The organism is Chryseobacterium populi (assembly GCF_000282115.1).
Classification (GTDB): Bacteria; Bacteroidota; Bacteroidia; order Flavobacteriales; family Weeksellaceae; genus Chryseobacterium; species Chryseobacterium populi.
Window position 1 is genome coordinate 26422 of the sequence record NZ_AKJY01000004.1, and the last position, 26554, is coordinate 52975.

Annotated in this window: 28 protein-coding genes; 18 read left to right on the top strand and 10 right to left on the bottom strand. The window is 36.6% G+C overall.

What is annotated here, in order from left to right; genetic code table 11:
* Positions 1-20 precede the first annotated feature (20 nt).
* Positions 21-506, bottom strand: a complete 486-nt coding sequence (gene msrB / locus PMI13_RS01855; protein WP_007840083.1) for a peptide-methionine (R)-S-oxide reductase MsrB — start codon at positions 504-506, stop codon at positions 21-23.
* Positions 507-629: 123 nt separating this feature from the next.
* Here msrB and PMI13_RS01860 point away from each other — a divergent pair, with 123 nt between their 5' ends.
* Complete coding sequence (locus PMI13_RS01860) at positions 630-1874, top strand: DUF445 domain-containing protein (RefSeq protein ID WP_007840084.1); 1245 nt, start codon at positions 630-632, stop codon at positions 1872-1874.
* A 28-nt stretch (positions 1875-1902) separates the two neighbouring features.
* Positions 1903-2787, top strand: coding sequence for a hypothetical protein (locus PMI13_RS01865; RefSeq protein ID WP_007840086.1), 885 nt, complete (start codon positions 1903-1905; stop codon positions 2785-2787).
* Positions 2788-2981: 194 nt separating this feature from the next.
* Here the strand turns inward: PMI13_RS01865 and PMI13_RS01870 are convergent, their stop codons facing one another.
* Both PMI13_RS01870 and PMI13_RS01875 read right to left on the bottom strand, forming a co-directional pair.
* Positions 2982-4004, bottom strand: a complete 1023-nt coding sequence (locus PMI13_RS01870; RefSeq protein WP_007840087.1) for a quinone-dependent dihydroorotate dehydrogenase — start codon at positions 4002-4004, stop codon at positions 2982-2984.
* An 84-nt stretch (positions 4005-4088) separates the two neighbouring features.
* The gene (locus tag PMI13_RS01875) at positions 4089-4811 is read right to left on the bottom strand and encodes a pseudouridine synthase (RefSeq protein ID WP_007840089.1); all 723 of its coding nucleotides are present in this window, start codon (positions 4809-4811) and stop codon (positions 4089-4091) included.
* Between the two features lie 228 nt (positions 4812-5039).
* Between PMI13_RS01875 and PMI13_RS01880 the strand changes: the two genes are divergently transcribed.
* Together PMI13_RS01880 and PMI13_RS01885 are read left to right on the top strand one after the other, a co-directional pair.
* Positions 5040-6581 (top strand): glycine--tRNA ligase, encoded by a 1542-nt coding sequence (locus PMI13_RS01880; RefSeq protein WP_007840091.1) that lies wholly within the window; start codon positions 5040-5042, stop codon positions 6579-6581.
* A gap of 244 nt (positions 6582-6825) precedes the next feature.
* Positions 6826-8349 carry a hypothetical protein gene (locus PMI13_RS01885; RefSeq protein WP_156104437.1) on the top strand — a complete coding sequence of 508 codons (1524 nt, stop codon included), beginning with the start codon at positions 6826-6828 and terminating at the stop codon, positions 8347-8349.
* Positions 8350-8370: 21 nt separating this feature from the next.
* Here PMI13_RS01885 and PMI13_RS01890 read toward each other — a convergent pair whose 3' ends face one another.
* Positions 8371-9672, bottom strand: a complete 1302-nt coding sequence (locus PMI13_RS01890; protein WP_007840095.1) for a M48 family metalloprotease — start codon at positions 9670-9672, stop codon at positions 8371-8373.
* A 99-nt stretch (positions 9673-9771) separates the two neighbouring features.
* Between PMI13_RS01890 and PMI13_RS01895 the strand changes: the two genes are divergently transcribed.
* Genes PMI13_RS01895 through PMI13_RS01905 form a run of 3 tightly spaced genes read left to right on the top strand, consistent with a single transcriptional unit; the run spans position 9772 to position 13098 of the window.
* Entirely contained in the window at positions 9772-10899 is a 1128-nt protein-coding gene (locus PMI13_RS01895; RefSeq protein ID WP_007840097.1) for a serine hydrolase domain-containing protein, read from the top strand.
* 1 nt (position 10900) lies between these two features.
* Positions 10901-11512, top strand: coding sequence for a YdeI/OmpD-associated family protein (locus tag PMI13_RS01900; protein ID WP_007840099.1), 612 nt, complete (start codon positions 10901-10903; stop codon positions 11510-11512).
* Between the two features lie 17 nt (positions 11513-11529).
* On the top strand, positions 11530-13098 hold the full coding sequence (locus PMI13_RS01905) for a tetratricopeptide repeat protein (RefSeq protein WP_007840101.1): 1569 nt from the start codon (positions 11530-11532) through the stop codon (positions 13096-13098).
* Here PMI13_RS01905 and PMI13_RS01910 read toward each other — a convergent pair whose 3' ends face one another.
* The 4 genes from PMI13_RS01910 to PMI13_RS01925 all read right to left on the bottom strand — a co-directional run bounded on the left by PMI13_RS01910 (position 13099) and on the right by PMI13_RS01925 (position 17253).
* Positions 13099-14004: a hypothetical protein gene (locus tag PMI13_RS01910; protein ID WP_007840104.1), complete on the bottom strand. Its 906-nt coding sequence runs from the start codon at positions 14002-14004 to the stop codon at positions 13099-13101.
* A gap of 10 nt (positions 14005-14014) precedes the next feature.
* On the bottom strand, positions 14015-14848 hold the full coding sequence (locus PMI13_RS01915) for a hypothetical protein (RefSeq protein WP_007840106.1): 834 nt from the start codon (positions 14846-14848) through the stop codon (positions 14015-14017).
* A 10-nt stretch (positions 14849-14858) separates the two neighbouring features.
* A complete protein-coding gene (locus PMI13_RS01920; RefSeq protein ID WP_007840108.1) occupies positions 14859-15719 on the bottom strand; it encodes a hypothetical protein in 861 nt (286 codons plus the stop codon).
* A gap of 241 nt (positions 15720-15960) precedes the next feature.
* Positions 15961-17253: a Y-family DNA polymerase gene (locus PMI13_RS01925; RefSeq protein ID WP_007840110.1), complete on the bottom strand. Its 1293-nt coding sequence runs from the start codon at positions 17251-17253 to the stop codon at positions 15961-15963.
* Positions 17254-17508: 255 nt separating this feature from the next.
* Between PMI13_RS01925 and PMI13_RS01930 the strand changes: the two genes are divergently transcribed.
* The 10 genes from PMI13_RS01930 to PMI13_RS01970 all read left to right on the top strand — a co-directional run bounded on the left by PMI13_RS01930 (position 17509) and on the right by PMI13_RS01970 (position 24624).
* Complete coding sequence (locus PMI13_RS01930) at positions 17509-18009, top strand: M15 family metallopeptidase (protein WP_007840112.1); 501 nt, start codon at positions 17509-17511, stop codon at positions 18007-18009.
* Between the two features lie 89 nt (positions 18010-18098).
* Positions 18099-19136, top strand: a complete 1038-nt coding sequence (locus tag PMI13_RS01935; RefSeq protein WP_007840113.1) for a patatin-like phospholipase family protein — start codon at positions 18099-18101, stop codon at positions 19134-19136.
* Positions 19137-19456: 320 nt separating this feature from the next.
* Entirely contained in the window at positions 19457-20026 is a 570-nt protein-coding gene (locus PMI13_RS01940; protein ID WP_007840114.1) for a DUF2589 domain-containing protein, read from the top strand.
* A gap of 72 nt (positions 20027-20098) precedes the next feature.
* Positions 20099-20782, top strand: coding sequence for a hypothetical protein (locus tag PMI13_RS01945; protein WP_007840115.1), 684 nt, complete (start codon positions 20099-20101; stop codon positions 20780-20782).
* A 6-nt stretch (positions 20783-20788) separates the two neighbouring features.
* Positions 20789-21343 (top strand): hypothetical protein, encoded by a 555-nt coding sequence (locus tag PMI13_RS01950; protein WP_007840116.1) that lies wholly within the window; start codon positions 20789-20791, stop codon positions 21341-21343.
* Between the two features lie 202 nt (positions 21344-21545).
* Positions 21546-21716 carry a hypothetical protein gene (locus PMI13_RS21045; RefSeq protein WP_007840117.1) on the top strand — a complete coding sequence of 57 codons (171 nt, stop codon included), beginning with the start codon at positions 21546-21548 and terminating at the stop codon, positions 21714-21716.
* Between the two features lie 157 nt (positions 21717-21873).
* Positions 21874-22356 (top strand): hypothetical protein, encoded by a 483-nt coding sequence (locus tag PMI13_RS01955; RefSeq protein WP_007840118.1) that lies wholly within the window; start codon positions 21874-21876, stop codon positions 22354-22356.
* A 240-nt stretch (positions 22357-22596) separates the two neighbouring features.
* A complete protein-coding gene (locus PMI13_RS01960; RefSeq protein ID WP_007840120.1) occupies positions 22597-23517 on the top strand; it encodes a helix-turn-helix transcriptional regulator in 921 nt (306 codons plus the stop codon).
* Between the two features lie 250 nt (positions 23518-23767).
* Positions 23768-24193, top strand: a complete 426-nt coding sequence (locus PMI13_RS01965; RefSeq protein ID WP_238536261.1) for an energy transducer TonB — start codon at positions 23768-23770, stop codon at positions 24191-24193.
* Entirely contained in the window at positions 24193-24624 is a 432-nt protein-coding gene (locus PMI13_RS01970; RefSeq protein ID WP_007840123.1) for a nucleoside deaminase, read from the top strand. Before PMI13_RS01965 ends, PMI13_RS01970 begins: the two co-directional genes overlap by 1 nt.
* Here the strand turns inward: PMI13_RS01970 and PMI13_RS01975 are convergent.
* Together PMI13_RS01975 and PMI13_RS01980 are read right to left on the bottom strand one after the other, a co-directional pair.
* Positions 24614-25153, bottom strand: a complete 540-nt coding sequence (locus PMI13_RS01975) for a GNAT family N-acetyltransferase (protein ID WP_007840125.1) — start codon at positions 25151-25153, stop codon at positions 24614-24616. The two genes, PMI13_RS01970 and PMI13_RS01975, sit on opposite strands and share 11 nt — an antisense overlap.
* A gap of 149 nt (positions 25154-25302) precedes the next feature.
* On the bottom strand, positions 25303-26061 hold the full coding sequence (locus tag PMI13_RS01980; RefSeq protein ID WP_007840127.1) for a type III pantothenate kinase: 759 nt from the start codon (positions 26059-26061) through the stop codon (positions 25303-25305).
* 242 nt (positions 26062-26303) lie between these two features.
* Between PMI13_RS01980 and PMI13_RS21050 the strand changes: the two genes are divergently transcribed.
* Positions 26304-26483, top strand: a complete 180-nt coding sequence (locus PMI13_RS21050; RefSeq protein ID WP_156104436.1) for a bacteriocin-like protein — start codon at positions 26304-26306, stop codon at positions 26481-26483.
* Positions 26484-26554: the final 71 nt, after the last annotated feature.

Below are 26554 nucleotides of genomic sequence, written 5' to 3' on the forward strand. Positions count from 1 at the left end.
GATTTCGTGAATTAAAGCACTTATTTTTGTGAATCCGGAACAAATTCCAGGCTTATGGAATTCATACAATATCTCAATCCTGTGGGCTTTGGACCGTCGTCAAAAACATGCCCCAGATGAGAGTCACATCGTTTGCAAAGTACCTCTACTCTTTCCATTCCGTAAGTAACATCTCTTTTGTAATAAACCCCTTCCTTATCGGCTTCAAAAAAGCTCGGCCAACCACAGCTGCTCGCAAATTTTGATGTGGAGCGGAACAGATGATGTCCACAAACAGCACAGTAATAATCTCCTATTTCATCAAATTCATTATATTTTCCGGTAAATGCCCTTTCCGTTGCAGCTTCTCTTGCCACAGCATATAAATCAGGAGCCAGGATTTTCTTCCATTCTTCATTGGAAATATTCAGTTTTGTGGTATTTGTTCTTGAGTAGTATGGATTGTTTTTTGCTTCTATATTTTCCATATGAGTTATTTTAACAGGTTTTTTAGTCTGCGAGCACATTTGCAGGAAGGTTAATAATAGTATTGAAACTAAAAATTTCATAAGCAGATTATAATCCTTAAAATAATGATCAATTATTAAGGATTGATAGGTTTCATACCCAAATTTACTAAATTTGATCATATGAATGATGAAGCTAAAAGAAAACAGTTAAGAAAATATAAAGCATTTGCTACCGGGTTATTTGTGCTGATGGCGATTATTTTTATCATGACTACAGTCTTCCAGAAGACCAACAGCTCTCACTGGATCGGCTACGTACGTGCTTTTTCTGAAGCTGCAATGGTAGGTGCCCTTGCAGACTGGTTTGCAGTAACCGCTTTATTCCGCCATCCTCTCGGGCTTCCGATTCCACATACCAACCTGATAGAAAACAGTAAGGAAAAGCTGGGCAATAACCTGGGAAGTTTTGTGGTAAACAATTTCCTTTCACCTCAGAATATCCGGCCTTATATCCAGAAGCTGAAAGTATCAAACTTTGTCGGGGAATGGCTCGCCAAAGAAAAAAACCAGGAAATTTTAATCAGAAACCTTTCGGATATTGTACTGGATATCCTCAATAAGCTTGACGATTCGGCAGTAAGCAGCTTTATCAGTAAAAAGGTTTCGGAAATGACTGATGGTATTAAACTTAACAAAATTGTCGGAAACGGTATCGGTTACATTCTGGATAAAAATGACCATCAAAGAATTGTGACCAATCTCTCCAGACAGATCAAAGATTATATTATTGAAAATGATGAAATGATCCAGGACCGGGTAAAAAAAGGCAGTTATTCATTTATCCCGGCATTCGTTGACAATAAAATTGCAGAAAAGATTGCAAGCGGACTTTCAGATTTTTTTAAAGAGATCGAAGAAGATCCGCAACACGAAATCAGAACGTTAATTACAAAAAAAATTCATGAATTCTCGGTAGATCTGAAAGAAGATCCTGCATGGGATAATGAGTTTAAAAACATTAAAAATGATCTGTTGAAAAATGATAAACTCGATGAATATTCAAATGACATCTGGATTTCTATCAAAAAAACGTTGATGAAAGAATTACAGGATGAAGAGTCGTCTCTTAAAAATTATCTTTCAAAAAACCTTGATGAATTTTCACAAAATTTAAAAACAGATGAAAATCTTCAGAATAAAATCGATCATTGGGTACGCGTTACCGCTTACAAATATATTCTTAAAAATACCCATCAATTTGGAAACCTCATCAGCTCAACCGTCGGAAACTGGAAAGGAAAGGAACTGAGCGAAAAACTCGAGCTTGAAGTAGGGAAAGACCTTCAGTTTATCCGGGTAAACGGAACATTAGTCGGTGGACTGGTCGGTTTAATTATCTACACCATCGCGCATTTTTTCATCTGATAAAATTAAAAACTAACCATAACCAACCATGAAAAAAACACTTTTACTTCTTTTTCACTCATTATCTGTGCTCTGTTTAGCCCAAAAAGTAGAATTTAAAAGCATTACAGATTCTTCACAGGTTTTCAAAGGCGAGATTGCCGGAGTTCCTGTTACGATACAATTGAAATATAAAGGTATCGTAGACTGCAGTCAATATCAGCATTTTGTCGATGGATGGTATTATTATGACAAGTACCGGAAAAAAATTCCGTTGACGGGAATTTATGATTACGGAAACCTGTATTTATACAATTTCGGTAATAAGCAAAAACAGAATTCCAAAATATTTGAAGACAAAATAACTTCTCCCCGGCTGATTGAAAAAACAGACAGTATTGCAAAAACTTTAAAACCCAAAGAGATTCTTAATTTTCAATATGATCAGCCCAGCAAAGAGATTTCCGGAAATTTTCATCTTGGAAACAAAACCCATATGGCAAAATTGCTGACAAAAACCCCGATGATCTACCGGTATAACAACTACCTGATCCTTCCCAATAACAAAAAGATCAACACCTATGATTTTATTGACCGTTACGGTGGAAATGAGCTTGTATCTTATGCTTCCGATAAAACAGGAAACCGGGTTCTGCTATATTTTGAGCATACTTCAAATTTTAATGCCTGCGGAATGTGTGGGGCCAGCGAAGGTGAAAAAGGCTACAGGGTTTTATATTTTACCAATGGCTGGAACTATAAAAAACATGAAGATTTCCTTACGGAAAGTTGTCTTGAGAATATTTATGATGTGACAATGACAAAATCCAAAGATGCCAAATTTTTACATTTTAATATCAAAAAAACAACAACTTCTCCGGCTTATATTTTGACGGTAGACGTGAAAAATGCTACCGCAAAAAAATCCAGATAATACTAAAACAAAAAAGAGAGTTACTTAAAACTCTCTTTTATATTATTTTCTTCTGAATATTTTTTTTAAAGATTAGGATAAAAATCTTCTGTTCCAATTCCCATTCTTTTTGAAGCCGGAAATAAGAATTTAACCCGCGGAATTAAGAATGTCAGTAAAAAGGCTAAAAGCAGTATCTTCATTTATTAATTAAATTATCTCGGTAATCTGCCGGCTCTTTTCAAAAGTTCCTGATTGATTTCATTGATCAGTTGCGGGCCTTCATAAATAAACCCTGTGTAAAGCTGTACCAGGCTTGCCCCTGCATCCAGTTTTTCAATTGCGTCTTTTGCAGAATGAATTCCACCAACTCCGATAATCGGGAAAGCCCTGTTACTTTTTTCGGAAAGAAAACGGATTACTTCTGTAGATCTTTTCGTCAGAGGCTTTCCGGAAAGCCCCCCCATTTCAGATTTGTTTTCGGAGCTTAAGCCTTCACGGGAAAGTGTGGTGTTTGTTGCGATCACTCCGGCAATTTTTGTTTCTTTAACAATATCGATAATATCTAAAAGCTGGTCATCCGATAAGTCCGGTGCAATTTTCAGGAGAATCGGTTTTGGATTGGCCTTCTCAATATTCATTTGCTGTAAAGTTCCCAAAAGATATGTTAAAGGCTCTTTATCCTGAAGCTCACGAAGGTTTGGCGTATTCGGGGAACTTACATTCACCACAAAATAATCTACATAAGGGAAAAGCTTTTCAAAACAGATCTTATAATCGTTTACCGCTTCTTCATTCGGAGTTACTTTGTTTTTCCCGATGTTTCCGCCGATCAGAACATTTTTATTCTTTTTCAGCCTTTCAACAGCAGCATCCACCCCTTCATTGTTGAAACCCATCCTGTTGATGATCGCGGCATCTTCTTTCAGACGGAAAAGCCTTTTTTTATCATTTCCCGGCTGGCCTTCCGGGGTCAGTGTTCCTATTTCAATAAAGCCGAAACCCAGATCGGAAAGCTCTTCAAAAAGCATTGCATTTTTATCAAAACCAGCCGCCAATCCAACAGGATTTTTAAATTTCAATCCGAAAACTTCTCTTTCCAGTCTTTTATCCTGAACAGGTTTCGGAAGAAAAAGCTTCGTTAAAAAAGGGAAATTTTTGAGCATTGAAAAAGTAAAATAATGAACTTCTTCTGGATCGAATTTGAAAAGAAGGGGGCGAATCAGGTTTTTGTACATGCCTTTTTTTGGAATACAAAGATACTGAAATTTTTATTGAGAACTTATTCGTTAAAAGTTGGGACTAAACCTCATGTATATCAGCTAAGAAGGCAAAGGAAACTGAGAAGGCCGGGTATACAAACTCAGATCGAAATTCAGAATATTTCCTACTCTTTTGAACTCATCGTTTACCGTTGCGTTCAGAGTAATTTTTTCATTGGTAACGGGATGATTAAAAATCAGTTGATGGGCATGAAGCATCATTTTTGTCATATTGAAAGTCTCCAGCCACAATTTATTTTGTTTATTGCAGCCATGTTTACGGCAGCCTAAAATCGGATGTAGAATATGTTTAAAATGCTTTCTCAGCTGATGCATTCTGCCCGTTTCCGGAATGGCTTCTACTAAACAATAACGGGAAGTTTGATGTTTTCCAAAAGGCAGATCTATTTCCGAAATCTGTAACCGATGATAATAGGTAATTGCATTCTGTCTGATTTCATCTTCGTTGATCAAATCATAATCAATCGTTTCTTCTTCTTTCGTCCAGCCCCGAAGAATTGTCAGATATTTTTTTTCAACCTGACGTTCAGCAAATTGATCGTTCATTATTCTCAATGTATCTTTATCTAAAGTAAACAGCAAAACACCTGAAGTTTTCCGATCTAAACGGTGCGCAGGGTAAACATACTGTCCGATTTGGTCTCTTAACTCCTGGATTGCATAGGCATCTGCTTTTCCTGCATAAAAAGATTTATGAACCAATAATCCGCTTGGCTTATTAATAGCAATAAGGTGCTCGTCGCGATAAAGAATTTCTAACATGGGGCAAAAGTAGAGATTTTGTCCGATATTTAGTTCTGATTGAGTAGCATGTTTGAGCTCATTTTCTTAGTTTCGGCGCGGCGGCTCCGCCGCGCCGAAACTAAGAAAACAGCGAATAACAAAAGCAGGTTTCCAGCTTCTAATCTACACGAATATAAAAACTTCCATCTTCCACCCTCCAACTTCCCGCTTTTTCACTATTTTTGCACATCAGACGTTAAAAAAATTATGGCAAAGCAAGAAGATGTTTTCAAGAAAGTGATTTCTCACGCTAAAGAATATGGTTTTATATTCCCATCCAGTGAGATCTATGACGGTTTATCCGCTGTTTATGATTATGGACAGAATGGTGCTGAATTAAAAAACAATATCAAACAGTATTGGTGGAAAGCAATGGTACAGCTTAACGAAAATATCGTGGGTATTGATTCAGCGATCCTGATGCACCCAACGACCTGGAAAGCATCTGGCCACGTAGACGCTTTCAACGATCCTTTGATTGATAATAAAGACTCTAAGAAACGGTTCAGAGCAGACGTTTTAGTAGAAGATTACTGTGCTAAAATTGAAGATAAAGAAAATAAAGAAATCGAAAAGGCGGCGAAAAGATTCGGGGATGCTTTCGATAAGGCTCAGTTTGAAGCAACAAATCCAAAAATATTGGAATATCGGGCAAAAAGAGAAGCTATTCTTTCAAGGTTGGCAAAATCCCTGGAAAATGAAGACCTTGCTGATGTAAAAGCTTTAATTGAAGAACTTGAAATTGCTGATCCTGATACCGGTTCAAAAAACTGGACCGAGGTAAGACAATTCAACCTGATGTTCGGGACCAAGCTGGGGGCATCCGCAGACAGTGCAATGGACCTTTATTTGAGACCGGAAACTGCACAGGGTATTTTTGTGAATTTCTTAAACGTTCAGAAAACTTCCCGTCATAAACTTCCTTTCGGTATTGCTCAAATCGGGAAAGCATTCAGAAATGAGATTGTAGCAAGACAGTTTATTTTCAGAATGCGTGAATTTGAACAGATGGAAATGCAGTTTTTCGTAGCTCCGGGTACAGAGCTTGAATTCTATGAACAATGGAAGCAAAAACGTCTCAACTGGCACCTGGCTTTAGGGTTAGGCAATGACAATTACAGATTCCATGATCATGAGAAATTGGCTCACTACGCCAATGCAGCAGCTGATATTGAATTTAATTTTCCGTTCGGTTTCAAAGAACTGGAAGGGATTCACTCAAGAACGGACTTCGATTTGAAAGCTCATGAAGAATTCTCCGGAAGAAAGCTGCAGTTCTTCGATCCTGAAAGAAATGAAAATTATGTTCCTTATGTGGTAGAAACTTCTGTAGGTTTAGACAGATTATTCCTTTCCATATTTGCTCATTGCTTAAGAGACGAAGTACTGGAAGATGGTTCGGAAAGAACAGTATTGTCTCTTCCTCCGGCTCTTGCTCCGATCAAGGCAGCTATTCTTCCACTGATGAAGAAAGATGGGCTTGCAGAATACGCAGAAACAATATTCAACGACCTTAAATATGACTTCAACTTATTCTATGAAGAAAAAGATGCCATCGGAAAGCGATACAGAAGACAGGATGCCATCGGTACTCCTTACTGTATCACGATAGACCACGATTCTCTTACGGACCATACGGTAACAATAAGAGACAGAGATACGATGCTGCAGGAAAGAGTTCCGGTTTCCGAGTTGAGGAGAATTATTGATGAGAAAACCAATTTCAGAAATTTACTTTCAAAAATATAGATTAAAGGCCTTGATTATTCAGGGCTTTTTTTATTATGGAATAGGCTACTGCCTGGTTATTGTTTAAAAAACAAACCTTATAGGTCTTTGAGACCTATAAGGTTTGTTGTAAATAGAAAACCTCAATGATATACTTTCACATGTTAAGTTTAACCGCTCATTTTCAGGCCTGTTAAATTAGATATCCAAAATGAAAATGTTCAGTATATGTCTTAATTTATTATTTTTGGTGGAAATTATAACTATGAAAAAATTCTTCTTACTGGCCTTTGGGTTGGTTCAGGTTTTATATTATTCTCAAACTCAAGATCTTGCTTCATTAGCTTCGGGAGATCATGTAGGCATGAATGCATTATTCGATGATAATGATAATCTTTACGGCTATGTTTCTTTATATTCTTACGGAAAAACCGGAGATAAAACAAAGAAATTCGAATATGTGGTTCTGGATAAAAACCTCAACCCGGTAGCCAATAAAGAATTTGAAGGGGATATCACTGCCGGAAGTTATTTAGGCTATATTGATTTCAGAAAGAAAGTAATTCTACGCCCAAATTCTTTTGATTATTCCCAGATTAAAATGAGTGAGCTTTTCACACCGCGATCTATGGAAATTGACCTGGCAACAAATACGATAGAACAAAAAACATATTACGATTACGACAACGGTGCTTTTAACGTCATCAACCAGCCTAAAAACTGGAAAGAAACGCGCAAGGAAAACAAAGTGGAGAAAAAAGCAAAAGGATACAATTATTATTCAACCGTTTTTGAGATTAAAGAAGGAGGTTTTCTTGCCCTGGAACTTAATGATTACGGGAAATATGTCAACAACAATTCCCTGATTAAATTCGATGCAGATAAAAAAGAAATCTGGCGTTACCGGTACAATACCAATGGTGACAAAAAGAATACCGAAGAGATCACTTTAGTAGAAAAAGATGACAAGTATATTTACTTTATTGCCCAGAAAAAAATTCAGGATAAAAAAACATTCAGCCTTCTTGTTCTGGACATGAAAACAGGAAAAGAAGTAGCATCAAAACCTATTTCGGGGCTTTCTGATGATACGATAGACAACATCACCTCCTTCTCTTCTACCACAAGAAGCCTGGATAATGATAAAACCTTTGATGATAAAATCGTAATCCTCGGAAGAAACTTTGAAAACAAACGCGGTGTAGGCTTTGCAAGGATGATCATCGATAAAAATACGCTTGAAGTAGATACCAAAACAATTAATTACACACCCAATTTATCAGCCTTTATTCCTAAAGTAGATGAATTGGGATATGTGGAAAAAAATTATCATCTGCAGCCCCGTGATGTATTCTTTCTGAAAGACGGAAGCATCGGGCTTCTTCTGGAAAAATATAAAATCGACTTTAATCTTGGCGTTCCAAAAACTACAGATTTAGTTTATGTCTATACTGACAAGGACTTCAAACTGAAAGGTGTGAAAACCTTTGATAAAGACAAGTCATTTGCTACAAGCGATTATTTATTTTCACAATACCTGAATGACGGCAATGATGTGGTTTTCTTCTACAGAGATTATCAGAAAGATAAGGAGACCAAACAAAAAAGCTGGAAATTATTCATTAATACATTGATCGGTGGTACTTTCAAACAGGAGATCGTTCCTATTTCAGAAAAAGATTCTTATGCTGTAACGCCCTATGTGGGTAAAGAAGGATATATTCTTCTCCGTGAGTACAATGCAAAAGAAAAATTCAATAAGATACGTCTTGAAAGACTTAATTACTAAAAAAGAAACCTGATCACTTGATCAGGTTTCTTTTGTTTGATAATATTCCGCAATATTTTTTATTTCCTCAAGACTGAGATTCCACATAAAATTCAGAAATTGCTGATAGCTTTCACTCTGGTTTTTAGGGTCTATCCGGTCGAGGTATCTGTTCAGGTTATAATTCTTTCTGGCTTCGTATATTTTTGTAAAACATTTTCCCAGCCATTTTTTATAATATTCCGGTTCTTCATCGTCCTGTAAAAACTGTAAAGAAGCATAAATTCCCACTCCATAATCCTCAGAATGATAGAAATTCGGCAGGATCTCGGTTCTTGCAATAATCTTCAGGTTAGCAAAGCTTTCCGAAGCTTTCTGAAACTCTGCAGAAGTATTCAGTTCAGGAAAAGTTTTCTTTAACTGAGTAATTCTCCTGGCCATTTCAGGATGGGAAGCCAACGAATCTTTATTAAGCTTTTCTTTATAAAAATTATAGTTGTACAGTGAAAAGTCTTCTTTTTTCAGCCACTCATCTTTAAAAGCCTGTTTAGGCAGGTTGAAAAACTTTTTATAGGTTTCTACTTTAAGCTCTTTCGGCGAAATCGTATCAAAATCCTCAAGCCTTTTTAAAGTATTGATAAATTCTTCCTTCTTAAAATCACTTTTTTGGTAGAGTGCATAGCCCAGAGAATCAGCCTGCATTTCCTGTTGTCTTTTTTCTGTCCCTTTTTTATAAGCCCTGTTTTTAAGGAGGTCAAATGCTTTTTGATTTTTATTATCAGGGGTCGCTTTTATGTTTTTAACGGTAACTTTATCCAATTGATTCTGCTCGATAGCATCTATAACTGTTTTCAGCGAATGCTCTTCGATTTTGTGTCCTAATTCATGAGAAATGACAGCAGCAATCTGATCTTCATTTTTCAGCCAGTTAAAAAGCCCCATATTAATCACGAAAGTTCCGTCTGCAAGACAGTAAGCATTAGGCGTATTATCTTTAGCAATCAGAATTTTCAGATCCTGCGGAATCTGTGGGTTATTTTTTCTCAGCCTCAAAATTAAAGACCTGATATTCATGTCAAATTCAGATTTAAAAATAAAATCCTTGTTTTTAACCTGTTTCTCAAAATCAGTTTCAAATTCTTTATAAATTTTAGCCAGTCCGGAACCTGTTTTCCCCGAATAGTCCGACTTTAATTTTTTAATAAATGATTCGTTGTTGCCGGCAAACGTTTTCAAAAAGGCTTTTCTTTCCGCATAATCAGCTGTATCTATCGCTTTATAGGTTTGAGCCAAAAAGCTCACGGAAAACATAAACCCTGTCAGCAGAATAATTTTTTTAATCATATTGCCATCAAATAATCACAAAAATAACTTATTTGTCAGTAGATTTTTATTTTCGAGCTAAAATTATTTTAAATTTGTTTAAGACAGATTCACACGGAAATGCTAAAGTATATTATTGGCGGAGCAGCTGCCACAGTCGCACTTTCTTATCTTTTCAGATATGATTATTTGTTTAGCGGAATTGCTAAAACATATTTAAAAGGTAAATCGAGTGCCAATATTGATGACGGAAAATATTTTCCCAGTAATATCATTGCCACAGAATCCCCTAAGCTATGGGAAGAAGACCCGGAGTACAATAAAAAAGAATTACCTAAAATAATAGTTGATGATTTAAAGCAATCTGATACTGCCTCACTAGTCGTTATTAAAAATGGCAAGCTGCTTCATGAGCAATATTGGAACGGCTATAACCGGCTTTCAAAAACCAATTCTTTTTCTATGGCAAAGGCAGTGACTGTCATGCTTTTAGGGAAAGCCCTGGAAGAGGGAAAAATTAAAAATATCGATCAGAAATTTTATGAATTCTACGATGAGTTTAAAGAAAAAGAATTCGGGAAAGAAGTGACGTTGAAAAATTTAGCTCAAATGGAAGCCGGACTGAACTGGGATGAGAATTATAAAAACCCGTTTCTGCCTAATGCAAAAGCATATTATGGAAGAAACCTTGCCAAAGCTACTTTTTCAAGAAACTTTAAAGAGGAACCTGGAACAAAGTTTGAATACCAGAGCGGCTCGACCCAATTATTGGGTTTTGCAGTAAGAAAAGCTCTGAACCAATCTTTAGCAAGCTATTTATCCGAGAAATTCTGGATTCCTCTGGGAATGGAACAGAATGCAGAATGGAGTGTAGACGACAGCGGAATGGAAAAAACATATTGCTGCATCCACTCCAACGCCAGAGACTTTGCAAAGCTTGGACAACTCTTTTTAGATAATGGAAGAGTAAATGATGTACAGATCCTCAATTCCGATTTTATCGAGCAGATGAGATCTCCCACCGAAAAATCTAAAGATATTTATGGTATGGGCTTCTGGATCAACAACGACAACCCCATCAGACATTACTATTTTTTAGGTCTTCAGGGGCAATATATTATTATGATCCCGGAACGTCATATGGTCATTGTAAAAACCGGAAGCTACAACAATCTGCCCAAAAATGACAGAGGAAGGCCGGATCAGGTAAAATTCCTGGTCAATGAAACCGTAAAACACTTTCAATAAGATGGAAAAATACAGTTCTAAAGTAGATGGGTATATTGAAAAATCTCAGGATTTTGCAAAACCTATTTTACATTATATCAGAGAAACCGTTCATGAATTCTGCCCCGAAGCTGAAGAAACCATGAAATGGAGTTTTCCGCATTTTATTTATCAGGGGAAAAACCTGTGTGCAATGGCATCTTTTAAACAACATTGTACTTTTGGATTCTGGCTGGAAAAAGAAATGAAAACGATGCAGCAAATCACGCAGAATATTGAAAAGAACTCAATGTTCAGCTTAGGAAAAATTACAAAAATTGAAGATCTGCCCTCTAAATCTCAACTGAAAAAGGCAATTAAAGAAGCCATAGAGCTTGCCGAACTGGGTGTTACTCTAAAAAAGGCTCCGGTTTCTAAAACAGAAGTAGAAATTCCCGACTACTTCAGGAAAGCTTTGGACAAAAATAAAAAAGCAGGTGAGGTTTTTAAGAAAGCATCACCTTCATTCCGGAAAGAATATGTCATGTGGGTGACTGAAGCTAAAACAGAAAACACAAGAAATAAAAGATTAGAACAATCTTTGGAATGGATAGCTGAAGGCAAAAGCAGAAATTGGAAATACGAAAAAAAATAAAACACAAAATCAATCAAATGAAGAAGAAAATTTTCCTCTTTTTCTTCGGAATAATTACAGTTTACGCTTATTCTCAATCTTTCGATTTTGAGAACAGCTATAAATACGCACGATCTCTTGCCAATAAAAACCCGGACAGCTCGGAGATTGTACTTAATCAGATCATTGAGCATGCCCAAAGAGACAATCAGCCGAATTTCCTCGCCAAAGCATATTATTTAAAAGCATTCAACAGCTACTTAAAATCTGATGCAAAAAAAACACTGGAATTTTCAGAAAAAGCCTTAGCTGTTTCCCAACAAAACAATTATCCTGTCGGAAAGGCTTTAGCTTATAGAATGCAGGGAACACAATACGCAAAGCTGGGACTTTTAAAAGAGTCTGAACAAAGCCTGAACCAGGCCATTTCTGAAGTTAAAAATGATAATACCGATGAAGGACACGAATTGAAAGGACAAATTTATAATTCATTTCTGATTCTCCTCAACCAGAAGGAATATAGGAAAAAAGAGTATTATTCTAAAAATGCTATTCAGGAATTTCAGAAAATAAGAAATGTTCCAAGAAGAAATGAGCTTCTGGTCTCCGCCTACACCAATATGGGATACAATCTGGCTGAAACCAAAAAGTTTAGCGAATCTAAATCTTATTTCCGGAAAGCACTCGCCCTAGTTGGGAATGAGAATTATTATTTGAAATGCAGTATTCTTCATGATATCGGCTTTTCTTTTTCTGAGCAGAATAAGCCGGACAGTGCCATTTCTTATTACCGGAAAGCATTGAAACTTGCAGATCAATATGGCTTCAATGAAAAGAGAATTGAAATCACCGAAAACCTGGAAGCAGCTTATGCAAAATTAAATGATGAAAGTAACGTTCAGAAATATAAATTAGAGCATCTGAAACTGAAAGACAGCATCGCTTACAACCAGAAAATGGCTGTGAATGAAACGCTTTCCAACAAAGAAAAAAGCTTTGATAAGGAGCTTAATAAAAGCCGCACTTTATCAATAGGCCTGATCCTGATGTGCCTGATCTTGGTTTTGATCCTGGGAGTATTTGTATTCAAGATCATTCAGCTCCGGAAAAAGCACAGGGATATTGTTGCCAAAATATACCAACAGGGCATCACTCCGGTTTCTTATGAAGAAGATCCACAAGAGATAACGGATGAAGAAGCTCTATCCGTTACAGATGAAAACCCGGAATCTACAGACCTGTTAAAAATTTCCCCTGCAGTAGAGGAAAATATTTTAAACGGATTAAAATATTTTGAAGAGAACCTGCATTTCAACAATAAGAACGTTTCACGCTACAATCTGGCTAATGAACTGAACTTCAATACAAAATACCTATCATCGGTTATTAAGAAGCACAAGAATTTTAATTTCAATCAATATATCAATCATTTACGGATCAATTATATTGTCGACAAGCTCAAAAACGAGCCAAAATTCAGGAAATACAAAATAAATCATCTTGCTGAAATTACAGGATACTCTTCACACAGTGCATTTTCCCTGGAGTTTAAAAAAATTGTAGGTATTCACCCTTCGGCATTTATAAAAACGCTTGATAAAATCTGACTACTGCTCAACAATCGTTAAGACATTATATCCGCCGGTATTAAGAAGCGGGCGTTTATCGGTATCCCATGCAACATTTATCCATACAAAGGGCCTTAATTTATCTCCTGCATTCAGATAAACACTTACGGTACAGGCTGAGCCAACAATTACTGCATTGGGTGGATTTCCCGTATCCTGAGGATAGCCGTTATTGGTTTTTACCCTTTGGGTTACTACATTGGAAGAATTCCTTACTTCCCAGATTGCTTCGGTCTGATTCTGTCCAAAGCTTGTATTCACCTGGCTGGAAGCAAGGGCAAAGGTAAAGGTTGCGAAATATACTCCTGCCCTTGGAGCAATAAATTCTCCTGTAGCCGGATCAAAATTCGTTCTCGGCTGCCCTGAGTCGGAGTCTAATTTTTCCGCCCATGAAGTCAGATAGGTAGAAGACCTTCCGGGAATTCCGTCTGTATAGTTCCCGATAGGCCAAAGCCCCGTTTCAAAAACCGTACAGTTATTGTTTGTTTTTTCGGCCATGACAACGATTCTTGGTTTTCCGTAAGGAAGAATAGGAACCCATACTGCACCGTCGGAATATTCTATATATCCTTGTACTCCTATTGCAGGGTTGGGATTATAACGGGTTGCCCCGGCGCCGGCCTCAGCCGCAGTCTGATTGGTCATCCCTATCGCCATGGAACCATTAACTCCGTTTCTTAAATCTACAGCTACTTTCGGAGCCGCAACGCCAACACCTATTTTCCCTGTTTTATCAACGGTAAATTTTTCAACTGAATTGACTTCCAAAGCATTTGCCGGACTGGGATTATTGCCTCCAATGCTTATCTGAGCTTTTGCTGTACCCGAAAGGAACATCGATACACCAAAAGTCAGAAATACTATATTTTTATAATTTAATTTCATTTGTGCTAGATTAAAGTTCGTAAATACTGATACTGTTATTCGTTCCGCTGTTTCCGGTGTCTATATTTCTGCTTCCTCCGAAATTGTGATACACTTTAAATTGAACGGTATTTCCTGCAGACAGGTTAAAAATAGCCGTACAGTTACCACCTACAATATTATTTACCGTTGAAACATCCCAGGCAGGGTATGAATTTACACTTCTGTAGGTCTGGATATTATTTGTAGCAACATTGCTTTCAATAATTGTTTCTATTCTTGAATTCTGGGCAATATTAGCGTCTGCCAATGAAATATTGAATGAAACAATATAAAAACCTGCTCTGCGTGCGGTGAAAGTACCTGTTGTTGCATTAAAATCAGATTGAGAATCAGTAAGTACCGACCATCCGCTTACGGCAGTGGTTGCATTATTAGCAAATGACTGGGTACTGCTTTTATTAGCTAATATTAATGCTTTTGGTGGTAAAGTCATGGGAAGATTATGCCAGCCGGCTCCGTCTGAATACTGAATAATATTTCCCGTGCTGTATCGGATTGCTCCGGGACCGGCTGCTGCCGGGGTCTGTGTACTGGTTCCCAACCCTATAATACCTTTCTGATCAGCAGAACGAATATCTACTTTTGTTACAGGATTCAAAAGTCCAACGCCAAGCCTTCCATCAGAGGTCACCACTACATCGTTCAGTACCTGCGATGCTGTTGGAGTACTGGCATTATCTTTTCCACTATCTATATGTAATGGTTGCAGAGGGTCTTTAGTATAAATCCCAACTTGTGCCTGTAACGTATTTAAGGAAAAAAATAGAGTAAAAAACAGTGCTTTATATAAGCTTTTCATCATAATTGTGTTTTTAATGTTCAATAATTGTCAGGTTATTAAATCCTGCATCAGGATTCGTCCAGTCTGAATTCATTCTTAATGCCCTTGACCCTGAGCCTGTTATATTTTGGCGCAATTGCGGACGAACAGTTTGGTTTGCTGTCAGTCTCAAAGTAATAGTTGCCGAACCTCCTACCTGTGCATCTTCATTAGCACGGGCAAATGTTTTAAATGAACGGGCTAAGATAGACCCTGCGCTCGGGCTGTAAAACTGGCTGGTAACTTCAGAAGAATTAGCTACAGCTCCCGAAACAAAATTGTAGGTCATTAAAAAGGTGTAAACCCCATCTCTCGGAGCTGTAAAAATTCCGGTAGCAGCATCAAAACTATTTGATGCATCTCTGACCTCATTCCATCCGGTGATGTTAACATCTGCATTGTATGCTACTGAGAATGCGGTAGTCATCCGTGCTACAACGACTGCTTTGGTAGGCAAAACAATAGCTGCCTCCCAAACATTTCCGTCCGAAACCTGGATTTTTGCTGAGCCTGATTCGTATCGTACGGCCCCGGCTCCGGCAGCATTAGCACTCATTGTAGTAGTCCCTAAACCAATGGCATTCTGCAATCCGCCTGACCTCAAATCAAGCTTTACAACCGGATTCAATACACCCACTCCAACAAAACCGTCATTGGTAACAACAACATCATTTGAAGCCTGTATGCTGTTAGGATTACCTGTATTGGGATTATCCTTACCACCGTCAACATGAAATTTTGCCAAGGGATTACTTGTGTTGATCCCTATTTGGGCGGCAACATGATTAAAGAGGGGAACAGATAATAGAATAGCGAATACGCTCTTACGAATAAAAGCATTAAAATTTTTCATACATTTTGTTTTTTTAGATATCGATCAACTCTGCTGCAAAGATAAATCTAAAGCACTATTACTTACAACATTCCAAATGAACACAAACAAACTTAAATCAATGAAATACAAGATTTTACAAGAATAAAAACCCGTTTTATTTAATACCAAAATTCGGAATTTTAGTAGTTTTGGTAAAAATATGACTAATGTAAAAGCCTATTTTAAAAGAATTCCATCTTTTTATAACAGGAAATAATGATTAATGAAATCTGAAATTTGCTTCAGGAAGTGTATTATTTTTTAAGAAGGCTTCATATTCAGGCGACAGTTTTGCCCGCCCGAAAGTATTTTCTCCGCTCATACTTCCCAAACGGACTTTATCTTTCCCGAATTTTTTATTCATAGCATCCATTGCTTTCATTACCGGCAGATGCTGATTCTGGGTATCTTCTTCAAAAAGGCTGATCAGTCTTTCGTTTTCAGGGACAAAATCATTGACTATCACTCCGGCTCTTTTATAATGAAATCCTTCTTTATAAATCTCTTCGAATAGCTCATTAACTACACGTCCTATCAGAATAGACGAATTGGTTGGATTCGGCAGGATCCTGGTTATAGCATTTCTGTATTCGGGTAAATCTTTCCTGAAACGATTGGTTTGAACAAACACTGTAATCATTTTACAGCATGTGTTCTGTTTTCTCAATCTTTCCGAACAATACATTCCGAAAGTTTCCACCCGTTCTCTTACCTGCTCTTTCCGGGTCAGCATGTCCATAAAGCTCCGGGTCACAGCAATAGATTTTTTTGGCGATGGGTTATCCAGCTCCAACTGGCGGATTCCTTTTAATTCATTTACCATTCTCACTCCATGAACTCCCATGATTTTCTTCACCCACATTTCCGGTTTATGAAGCAGGTCCCAGGCTTTGTATACACCGTTATCCCGCATTTTCACACCAAGCTTACGCCCGATTCCCCAGACATCTCCTATATCCAGCCACTTCAATGCTTTCTCAATTTTTTCGGGAGTATCTAAAATATAGATTCCATTAAATTTATCGGAATATTCTTTCACAATTCTGTTGGCAACCTTACACAGTGTTTTTGTCGGAGCAATACCTATACTCACCGGAATATGGGTATTATCCTGAATATCATTCCGGATTTCTGTGCAATAATTATATATATTAATGTACTTAAAGCTACTCAGGTCCAGGAAAAGCTCATCAATGCTATATATTTCAAAATCTTTATCTACATATGATTTAGCAACATCTATAACCTGCTGACTTTTAAAATTATACAGTTCAAATTTTGCAGAAAAGCTTTTCACATCATGCTTTTTAAAAAGCTCTTTATATTTGAAAGCAGGAGCTGCCATGGGAATTCCAAGTGCTTTGGCTTCCATACTCCGGGACACAACACATCCGTCGTTATTGGAAAGTACCACAACGGGTTTGTTTTCGAGGGAAGAATCCAGAGTTCTTTCACAGGAAACAAAAAAATTGTTACAATCTATAAGAGCATACATGGTGAGAAAAATGAACATTTAAAGGTACAAAATTATAATTTTTAAGGAATAAAATTATGCTTTATTTAAAATTTAACACACACATTAATAAACTGATTTACAAAACATTAAAATTATTTAAACACGACATATTTTGTCGCATCAACATGGTAAACTGAGTTTCAAAAACCTTCCGTTTTTACTCTGATATAATCGGTAATTTTTAATTCTAACACGTCAAGTTTCGTCGTCACGACCGTTTATTTTTGCTTTCAGACAGTAAAAATTGTAATAATGGATAAAGTAACTCTACAGAGAATTGAAAAGCTTCACCCTTTCGTAAGAGAAGAAGTCAGGCAGATTATTGAAGAATGTGATAAAACCCTTACCGGAAGGGCTAAAATAAGAGTTACACAGGGCTTAAGATCTTTTGAGGAACAGGAAAAGCTGTACGCGATCGGAAGAATTACAAAAGATAAAAAAGTAACGAACGCCAAAGCCGGGCAAAGCATCCATAATTATGGTCTCGCGGTGGACATCTGTTTAATCACCGATGGAAAAGCCGTAAGCTGGGATAATGCCAAAGACTGGGATAATGACGGCATAGCCGATTGGTATGAATGTGTGAAAATTTTTGCAAAATATGGCTGGGACTGGGGCGGAAACTGGAAAACCATGAAAGACCTTCCTCACTTTGAGAAAAGACATATTCCCACAAAAAAGGGAATCATCAAAACCAGCTGGAGAATACTTTCCAAAATGGCACGGGATGAGGATGAATATATTATCCTATAATCCTTTTCAGATTGAAAATATTTAAAATACGACAAGTTCTGTCGCTTCCTCAATATACCTTTGCTTCACCAGAAAACAGTAGAAAAACAATGAAAAAGACAACCATTCTTTCTTTGGATGGCGGCGGAATAAGAGGAATAATCACCTGTATTATTTTACGCTACATAGAAGAACAGCTCCAATATTATGATAAACCAAGTGCAAAGCTTGGCGATTATTTTGATTTGGTGGCGGGAAGCAGCACCGGCGGATTGATTGCTTCTATTATTCTATGTCCTGATGAACACCGGAAAGCTAAATATTCTATCCAGAAAGGGCTGGAATTATATGCTGAAAAAGGTGGCGACATATTCCAGGTGTCTTTTTGGGAAAAACTGCTCAACCCATTTGGGTTGCTTAATGAAAAAATTTCCCAGGAAGCGCTTGAAAATAACCTTAATGACTTTTTTGGACACCTTGAACTTAAAGAACTTATAAAACCCTGCCTAATAACCAGTTATGACATTGAAAACAGAAGAGCCAAACTTTTTAACTCATGGAAAGCCAGTCTGAGTACCGATAATTTCTATGTAAAAGACGTCTGCAGAGCAACTTCAGCTGCACCGACTTATTTCAGCCCGGTTCAGATAAAATCGATGTATGGGCAGATTTTCAGTCTTATTGATGGCGGAATGTTTGCAAACAATCCTGCTTTATGCGCTTATGCAGAGGCAAGAAAAATTCCGTTTGCAGAAGTTCTGAAAAACCACCAGAAAGCCAATCATCCGACCGTTAACGATATGATTATTATTTCTATCGGTACAGGAATAGAATCCAGAAGCTATTCTTTCCGAAAGCTGCAGAAAGCAGGGAAAATCGGCTGGGTAAATCCTATTATAGACATTCTGATGTCAGCCAATGCGGAAACAGTTGATTATCAGCTTTGTCAAATGTTCCAGACTTTAGGGCTCCGAAATCAAAAAAATTATTACCGTATCAATCCGTCATTAAAAAATGCTTCTCCTTCGATGGATAATGTAAGCAGACCGAATATTGAAAACCTGATCCAGGCCGGCTTAAGCTATATTGATGATAACCGGGAAACATTGAACCAGATTGTTCAAAAGCTCATCAAAAACAAAATATAAGCTATATAGCTTATAACGCTTCAAAATAAGTTATAAAGCTTATATTAATAAAATCCTATTATTTTCAAAGTTTAATTAAAGCAGAAAATAACACGTCAAGTTTTGTCGCTGCCAGCCATTATCTTTGAATAAATAAAATAACCACGGAAACTCTCTTCTAAAGAAGCCGTTTCAGTCTTAAAGACACCAAATAATTTTAATCATTCATCTGTTTTCAGTGTATAAAAATACTGAACCGGATCCTGATTATCCGATTTGAATATTAGTTGCTGGCACTACTATATATTATAACCAATTAATTAACCTTAAAATTTCAAATTATGGCAAATTTAGTACAAGAATTAAACAGTTTAGATTTCAGCGTTTACATCGGAGGGCCTATGCAGGCAGCAATCAAAGCTCAACATGATGCTTCTCTTTCACAGGTGAACTTCATTAAGGAAGTCGGTTTTGTTCCCGGGACCACTCCTACCGATCCTACGCAACTTAGGTATGTGGATTTTAATTATAAAAAATCAGTTCCTACTGAAAACGCAGCTGAGCCATTCGCCACATCGGAAGTTACTTTAAAAGTCCCGTTCCTTTCGATGCTTACCATTCCAGCTTTGAGAATTGACGAAATGACGATTGATTTTAATGCAAAATTAAATTCAGTGGAAACTCAAAATGTTGCAAGCGAATTTCAAGGCAGCGCTTCAATAAGTGCAAAGTTCTGGAAAGTTAAATTCAATGCATCCGCTTCTTATAAGAAAACCAACTCAAGTACATCTACTACAGAAAAAACATACACTTTAGGTGTACATGTAAAAGCTGTAAATGATGAATTACCTGCCGGTCTTTCAAGAATCCTGGATATGCTGGAAGACAGTATTGTTGCTGTTTCCAACTAAACTTTTCTTTATCGGGTGGCTGCTCCGGCAGCCATCCTTTTACACAATCTTTAATAATTAAAAAAACATATCATGCCAAAATTGAATGAATATTTGGGAGGCATTGTCTCTGAAATCGCTTCTGCCAGAAAGATGGCAGACATACAAACCGTACAAATCGCAAAAGAATATGCGAAAGATGATTTATTAAAGCATTTTTCTATTCCGAGAATGAAAGTAGGAACTGTGGATCTTACCATTCCTTTTGCTGCAGCCGGAAAATCACCGATACTGCCATTCAGAACTTTTGCTTACGATGAAATCATTAAGGTAGCTAAAACGGATTATAACCCTTTAGACACAAAAAACGATGACAGCTTAAAAGCATTTCTGATCGATTTAGAAGTGTATTATAATGATGGCATTAAAAAAGTCCGTGAAGAAAATACTTCCACCATCACCGATTCGCAAATGGAGTATTTTAAAATCATCCCGGAATATACGCTGGAATTCTGCAAAAACCTTGCTAATTTCAGATGGCAACAGACGGATCCTAATTTTTTCCATCAAAGTATTTTCGACAGAGTGATTTATGAAGCCAGGAGAACGATCGAAAAAATTGAAGACTACGAAATCATTGTAGAAGCAAGCAAGCTTCAGGAACTGGATGCCAAATGCCTGATTTATGCTAAAATGAGTATCAGCGAAGCCGGTATGGAATGGTCCAGATACGAAGACATCAACGGAAATATTATAGAAACATTAATCCCTGAATAAATTATAATGAAAAAATCACAATTTATCCTGGTAAGCCAGCTGAAGGAAAAGCTGATGGGATTTCCTGAAGTTGTTTCCTCTCTGGAGAAAAAAGATCCGCATTTTGTTGAAAAAATTCTGGCATGGCTGAAATCTGCAGAAGATATTTTTTCCACCCACAATATCAGTGAGGTTTCAGAGATGGCAGGTTTCAGAGGAAAAATTTTAGCTGGAAAAATCAGTGATGAAAGAGGAGTCAATATCAGGAAAACCCAGATCAAAATTGCCGCCAATATTCTTTATGATGTACAAAGTATCGTACTGCATGTTTTAACTCCCCATGAAAGAAAAATGGATGAGTGCAGGGATATCACAAAACAATTACTAGCCTTAGCTGCACAAGCTAAAACGCTTCATTATAACCCGGAAAATGACTTTGAAGATTTCGTTCGACAAGTCTGGCATTACATCCTGTCTGACAATGATCTGAAAATAGGAGGTGTAAAACTCAAATCGATGCTTTCGGAGATGGATATCATTATGCTTTTTGCAGATGAAATAGATTTAAATGATTTTTCTTAAATATTAAAATAGCTCAAATTTTTTGAGTTATTTTTTTTCACGTCAAGTTTTGTCGCTTTCCCCTATTATTTTTGGAATATAAAAACACAAGCAAAACGACAATCAATTAAAAGCTTTTAAAAGACCTTGAAACCTGCATTTAAATGCCGGACAGCCTGAAATATGTTCAAAATTTAACACCAATTTTTTAAACCCAAAAGACATGGAAACACCAAATCACAATCCAGATATAATTTTTGACGAAGATATCTACACCATCAACTGGAGCGATATCGAAAATGTAGAGATCGATTATGAAAACTATCTCAACGACATTGAAAATTTTTTTAAGGAAGATTTCGACAATGACACTTTCGAAGAAGAATTTTTATAAACATATATCATTTTAAACACACCGGTTTCGGAGCTGTCCAATATTCTTTACCAGTATACCACTCACTATAGTCTCATTTATCCTTTGAATTCACCATTCACTCTATTGGATAGCCGGAACCGTGTTTAAGATTAATCTTAAAAACATATTAAATCCCGTGACAAAATTCAACATAAAATACGATGCCGATATTTATAATAAAATCTATCCTTTACAGGTAGAAACAGGATGTATCATCAAACCGCTTTCTATACAATGGAAATATGAAGGAAATGACTATAGTTTCTCTGCAAGTGATGACCAACCCATTGCTTCAGTCTACTTGTGCCAGGATTTTATTCTGGTGCAATATGCTCAAAATAAAGAATTTCCTGAGCATCATCTATTCTTATACAATCTGAGAAAGGAAATCATCAAATGGATAAAGGCTCCGGAATTAATCAGCCGGGAAACAAGAAAATATGCGGAAAAAGGTTGTATAGAAGCTCTGGGAAATACCGTTTATTATGGTGGTAAAAAGTATCTTAAAGTAAGTGTCGGCCCTTCTATTCCTGAAGAACATTATTTTGAACAGCAATTACTGGATCTCACTACTTTTAATTTTCACCCTTCCTTCGCCAATCCTATTTATTACGGGTAGAATATTGAATTGATATAATCTTTTTTTCGTTATTTGCATACAAAATATGTGATCATCTATTCCTAAACCTTTTTTTATCTGTCTTTCACCTACTTTAAAACTTATCCACAAAAATAAAACACGACACATTTTGTCGTATTAAGATCCTATATTTGTTAGAGAAAAATGAACAATGAAACGCAAAAGCGTTCCATTCGATAAAATTACTGTAACCAAGCTGCAAAGCATAAAAATAGACGAATGAAAAAAGATTTTTACCTGACAAGATATGCCCTGATCATCAAAAGGCTGGAAAGTTCCCCTGCTACATACAGACAGCTGGAAGGTTATCTCCTGAACTCTTTTGAATTTCAGGATGCAGGAATAAAAAGCTATTCCATCCGGACTTTGCAGAGGGATATCCGTGAGATTTCCGATCTTTTCAATCTTTCCATTCACAATAAAAAGAAAGGGGACAACCGCTATTATATTGAGAGCAGACCGATCATGGAAGTGGACGAATACAACCAGAAATTGCTGGAATCTTTCCAGGTAAGCAATGCATTAAACCTTCATCCGGATTTTTCAAATTTCATTTTTTTTGAAAGCAGAAAGCCAACAGGTGTAGAACATTTTTATGATCTTTTCTTTGCAATACGTAATAAAAGAATGGTCTCTTTTGAGCATTATAATTACAAAAATAAACTAATGACTTCCAGAACTGTTCATCCTTTAGCTTTAAAAGAATCTAAGGGCAGATGGTATCTGATCGCTATTGACACTAAGGATAAAGCCTTGAAATCTTTTGGTTTAGACAGGATCAATTATCTCGATGTAAGCAAAAATAAATTCAGGGAAAAATACAATTACAATTTCAGGGAACATTTTAAGAATGCTTTCGGAGTCATGAATCTGACGGAGCAGAAACCTCAGAAAATTGTTTTAAAATGCAGCAGGCATCAGGGAGAATATATTAAGAGTTTCCCCCTTCATCAGTCACAGAAGGAAACCAAGGAAACTCCTGATGAAATTTATTTTGAATTTTTCCTTCATCCTACCTATGATTTTATGCAGGAAATCCTTTCTTATGGAAAGGAGGTGAGTGTTTTAGAACCGAAGCATTTAGTTGACAGCATCCGTACTCATCTGCAGGAGTCTTTAAACAGCTATCTTGAAAACTAAAAAATCCATTATTAATATTTTTAAGTACATTTACATAAATATTCGAAAATTGAAATCTTTATTTCTTTTCCTCTGCTTTATTTCTTCTTTTTGTTTTTCTCAGCAGAAAGAGGAGTTTAAGCGTGTTAAAAGTTTTTATAATCAACATCGGAATATGCTCAATGGTGAGTTCAGAAAAAAATTTGATGCAGAGTCTAATGCATTTAATAAAGCTGCCATAAAGCAAGATTTTCTGTTTTTTATGAAAAAGATGGACAGTATTGAAAATGTAGCCCTGATAGGAGCCTTATTAAAAGTTAGAAATCTTGAAGATCTCAGCAGCCTTAAACTCCAAAATAAAAATACCATTGCTGACAATTCCTTTGAAATTTCACCTGTTACCGATAAGGCAGCAGATTATCCCGGTGGAATTAATGCACTGAGGCAGGAAGTTGCCCGGCTTTTTTATACGGACGGGGTATATTCGGAAGTAAAAATGGTAAAGGCCAATGTTGCTTTCATTGTAGAAAAAGACGGCAGTGTAAGCCATGTAAATGCTCAGGGTGAAAACTTTACGTTTAACAGACAGGCAGAAATTGCCTTATATTCTCTTTCTGAAAAATTTTCCCCCGCAATTATCAATGGTGGCCCAGTAAGGTATCGGTTTAAGCTCCCTTTAACAATGAATATTGATTAATGTTTACAGACGAATATTTTATGAAAATGGCTCTTCAGGAAGCCGAATTAGCTCTTGAAAAAGAGGAAGTCCCGATCGGATGCGTTGTTGTATCCAATAACCGTGTCATTGCAAGAGCTCATAATCTCACTGAAACCCTGAATGATGTTACCGCCCATGCTGAAATGCAGGCCATTACTTCTGCAGCAAATTTTCTGGGAGGAAAATACCTGGTCAATTGTACTTTATATGTTACCCTGGAGCCCTGTGTTATGTGCTCAGGTGCTCTTTCCTGGGCGCAGATTTCCAAAGTGGTGATTGGAGCAAGGGATGAACAGAGGGGATTTATCAATAAACACCTTTCCCTTCATCCGAAAACCGAAATTGTAACCGGCATTATGGAAAACGAATGCTCTTCGATTGTAAAAGAGTTTTTTAAATCTAAACGATAATTTTATTTCTAAAAACAGAATACATTATAATATCGAAATATTTTCCCTCTTTTTTAATGTGTTGTTTTAGAACAGCTTCTTTTTCCATTCCTATTTTTTCCATTATTTTTCCGGAAGCAGGATTATGAACAAAATATGTCGCAAAAATTTTATTGAATTTTAATTCTTTGAAGCCAAAATCAAGAATTGCTTTTGCTACTTCCGTTACAAATCCATTATTCCAAAAGGGTTTTGCCATCCAATATCCTAATTCGGCTTTATCATCTTCCCGATCGTGAAGTCCGATTGCGCCGATGATTTTCTCTTCTTTGTTACGAATTGCAAATGTAAAGCCGGTCTTGTCCTCAAAAGCTTTTTCTGACATTTTCAACCAGAATTCCCCATCTTCTTTATGATATGGATAAGGAATATTCGAAGTAAGCTCTGAGAAAATTTTATCCTGCAAATAATCTACAATAAAAGGAATATCTTTCTCTTTCAATTGCGAGAGAATCAATCGTTCAGTTTCTATTCTTGGGAATTCTTTCATTTATTTTTTAATTTAAGCCCACAAAAATTTAGTGATATTCTTATCATTCTGTAAGGATCTGAGGAAGGTATTTTTATGTAATAATTTTTATAAACTAGACCTAGATTCCTACGGAATGACAAATTCGATGTTTATTTACTGTATTAAACTTAAATGTCTTTTCCTAAGAAATATAAACCTTTTAATGTATGAAGCCTGTCTGTAATGTGTATTTTATCTGTCAACGGTTTATATACATGGGAAACTCCACCGGTTGCAATTACAAAACAGTCATCATTCACCTCATCATTAATACGGTATATAAAGCCTTCCACCATTCCCAGGAAACCATATACCATCCCGCTTTGCATGCAGGTAACCGTATCTAATCCTAAAACAGATTTCGGTTTTTTCAGTTCAATCTCAGGAAGCTGGGCCGTCTGGCTGATTAAAGAATTTAACGATGTTACAATCCCCGGAGCAATAATAACACCTAGGGTTTCGCCGGTTTCTGTTACGCAACTTGCCGTAAGAGCCGTTCCGAAATCAATAATAATTTTTTTTCGGTCCGGATACAAATGATGTGCTGCTACAAGGTTGGCATAAATATCCGTTCCCATCTGCCTGGATTTTGCCTGAACTCCCGAAGGTGTATTTCTGTCAACAATTACGGGAAGAATACCGTGAATCTTCTTGATCGCGGAACTCATCACTTTAGTAAGCTGAGGAACTACCGATCCTATAATGATTTTTTTTATCTCTTCAGGCTCAATTTTATAGGTCTGATACAGCATCAGCATCTGAACATATAATTCGTCTGTCGTTCTGTAAGGTTTTGTATTGATCACCCATGAAATATCACAATTATCATCGTCAAAAAGACCAAATCTGATATTGCTGTTTCCTATATTGATTACGATTGAATTCATTTAATTTTTTAAACTAAAAGATTTGAAAAAATAATTGTAAAAATAAAGTTTTATCGGCAAAAAAAGGAACAGGAACAACATTATTTGAATCAGCAAATTAATTTCCTGCGATAAACACAATTACATTTAAAGGAAATTCTGACGCATTTATTAAATAATATCCGGCACTTACATGTTCATTCTGTAAGGTAAACTCAGTTTATCATAAATTTGATTCCGTTAAAACCAAATATAGAGTTATTATGAAAAATTTAAAAAGAATTTCCAGAGACGGATTAAAATCCATTAGAGGAGGAATCATTTGCCCTATTGCCGGCATAAGTACACCAGCCATATGCCCGGGTAGCGTTTGCCCGTCTAATCCTTGTGCAGATCTTAATTGTATCGTTCCGGCCGGTTGTGCTGGCGGCGGACCATTTTAAAAGATAAAACGAGTTGCCTTTATAGGAAGACCCGTTTTAAATTTATACGTTAACTTTATTACTTAAGTTTT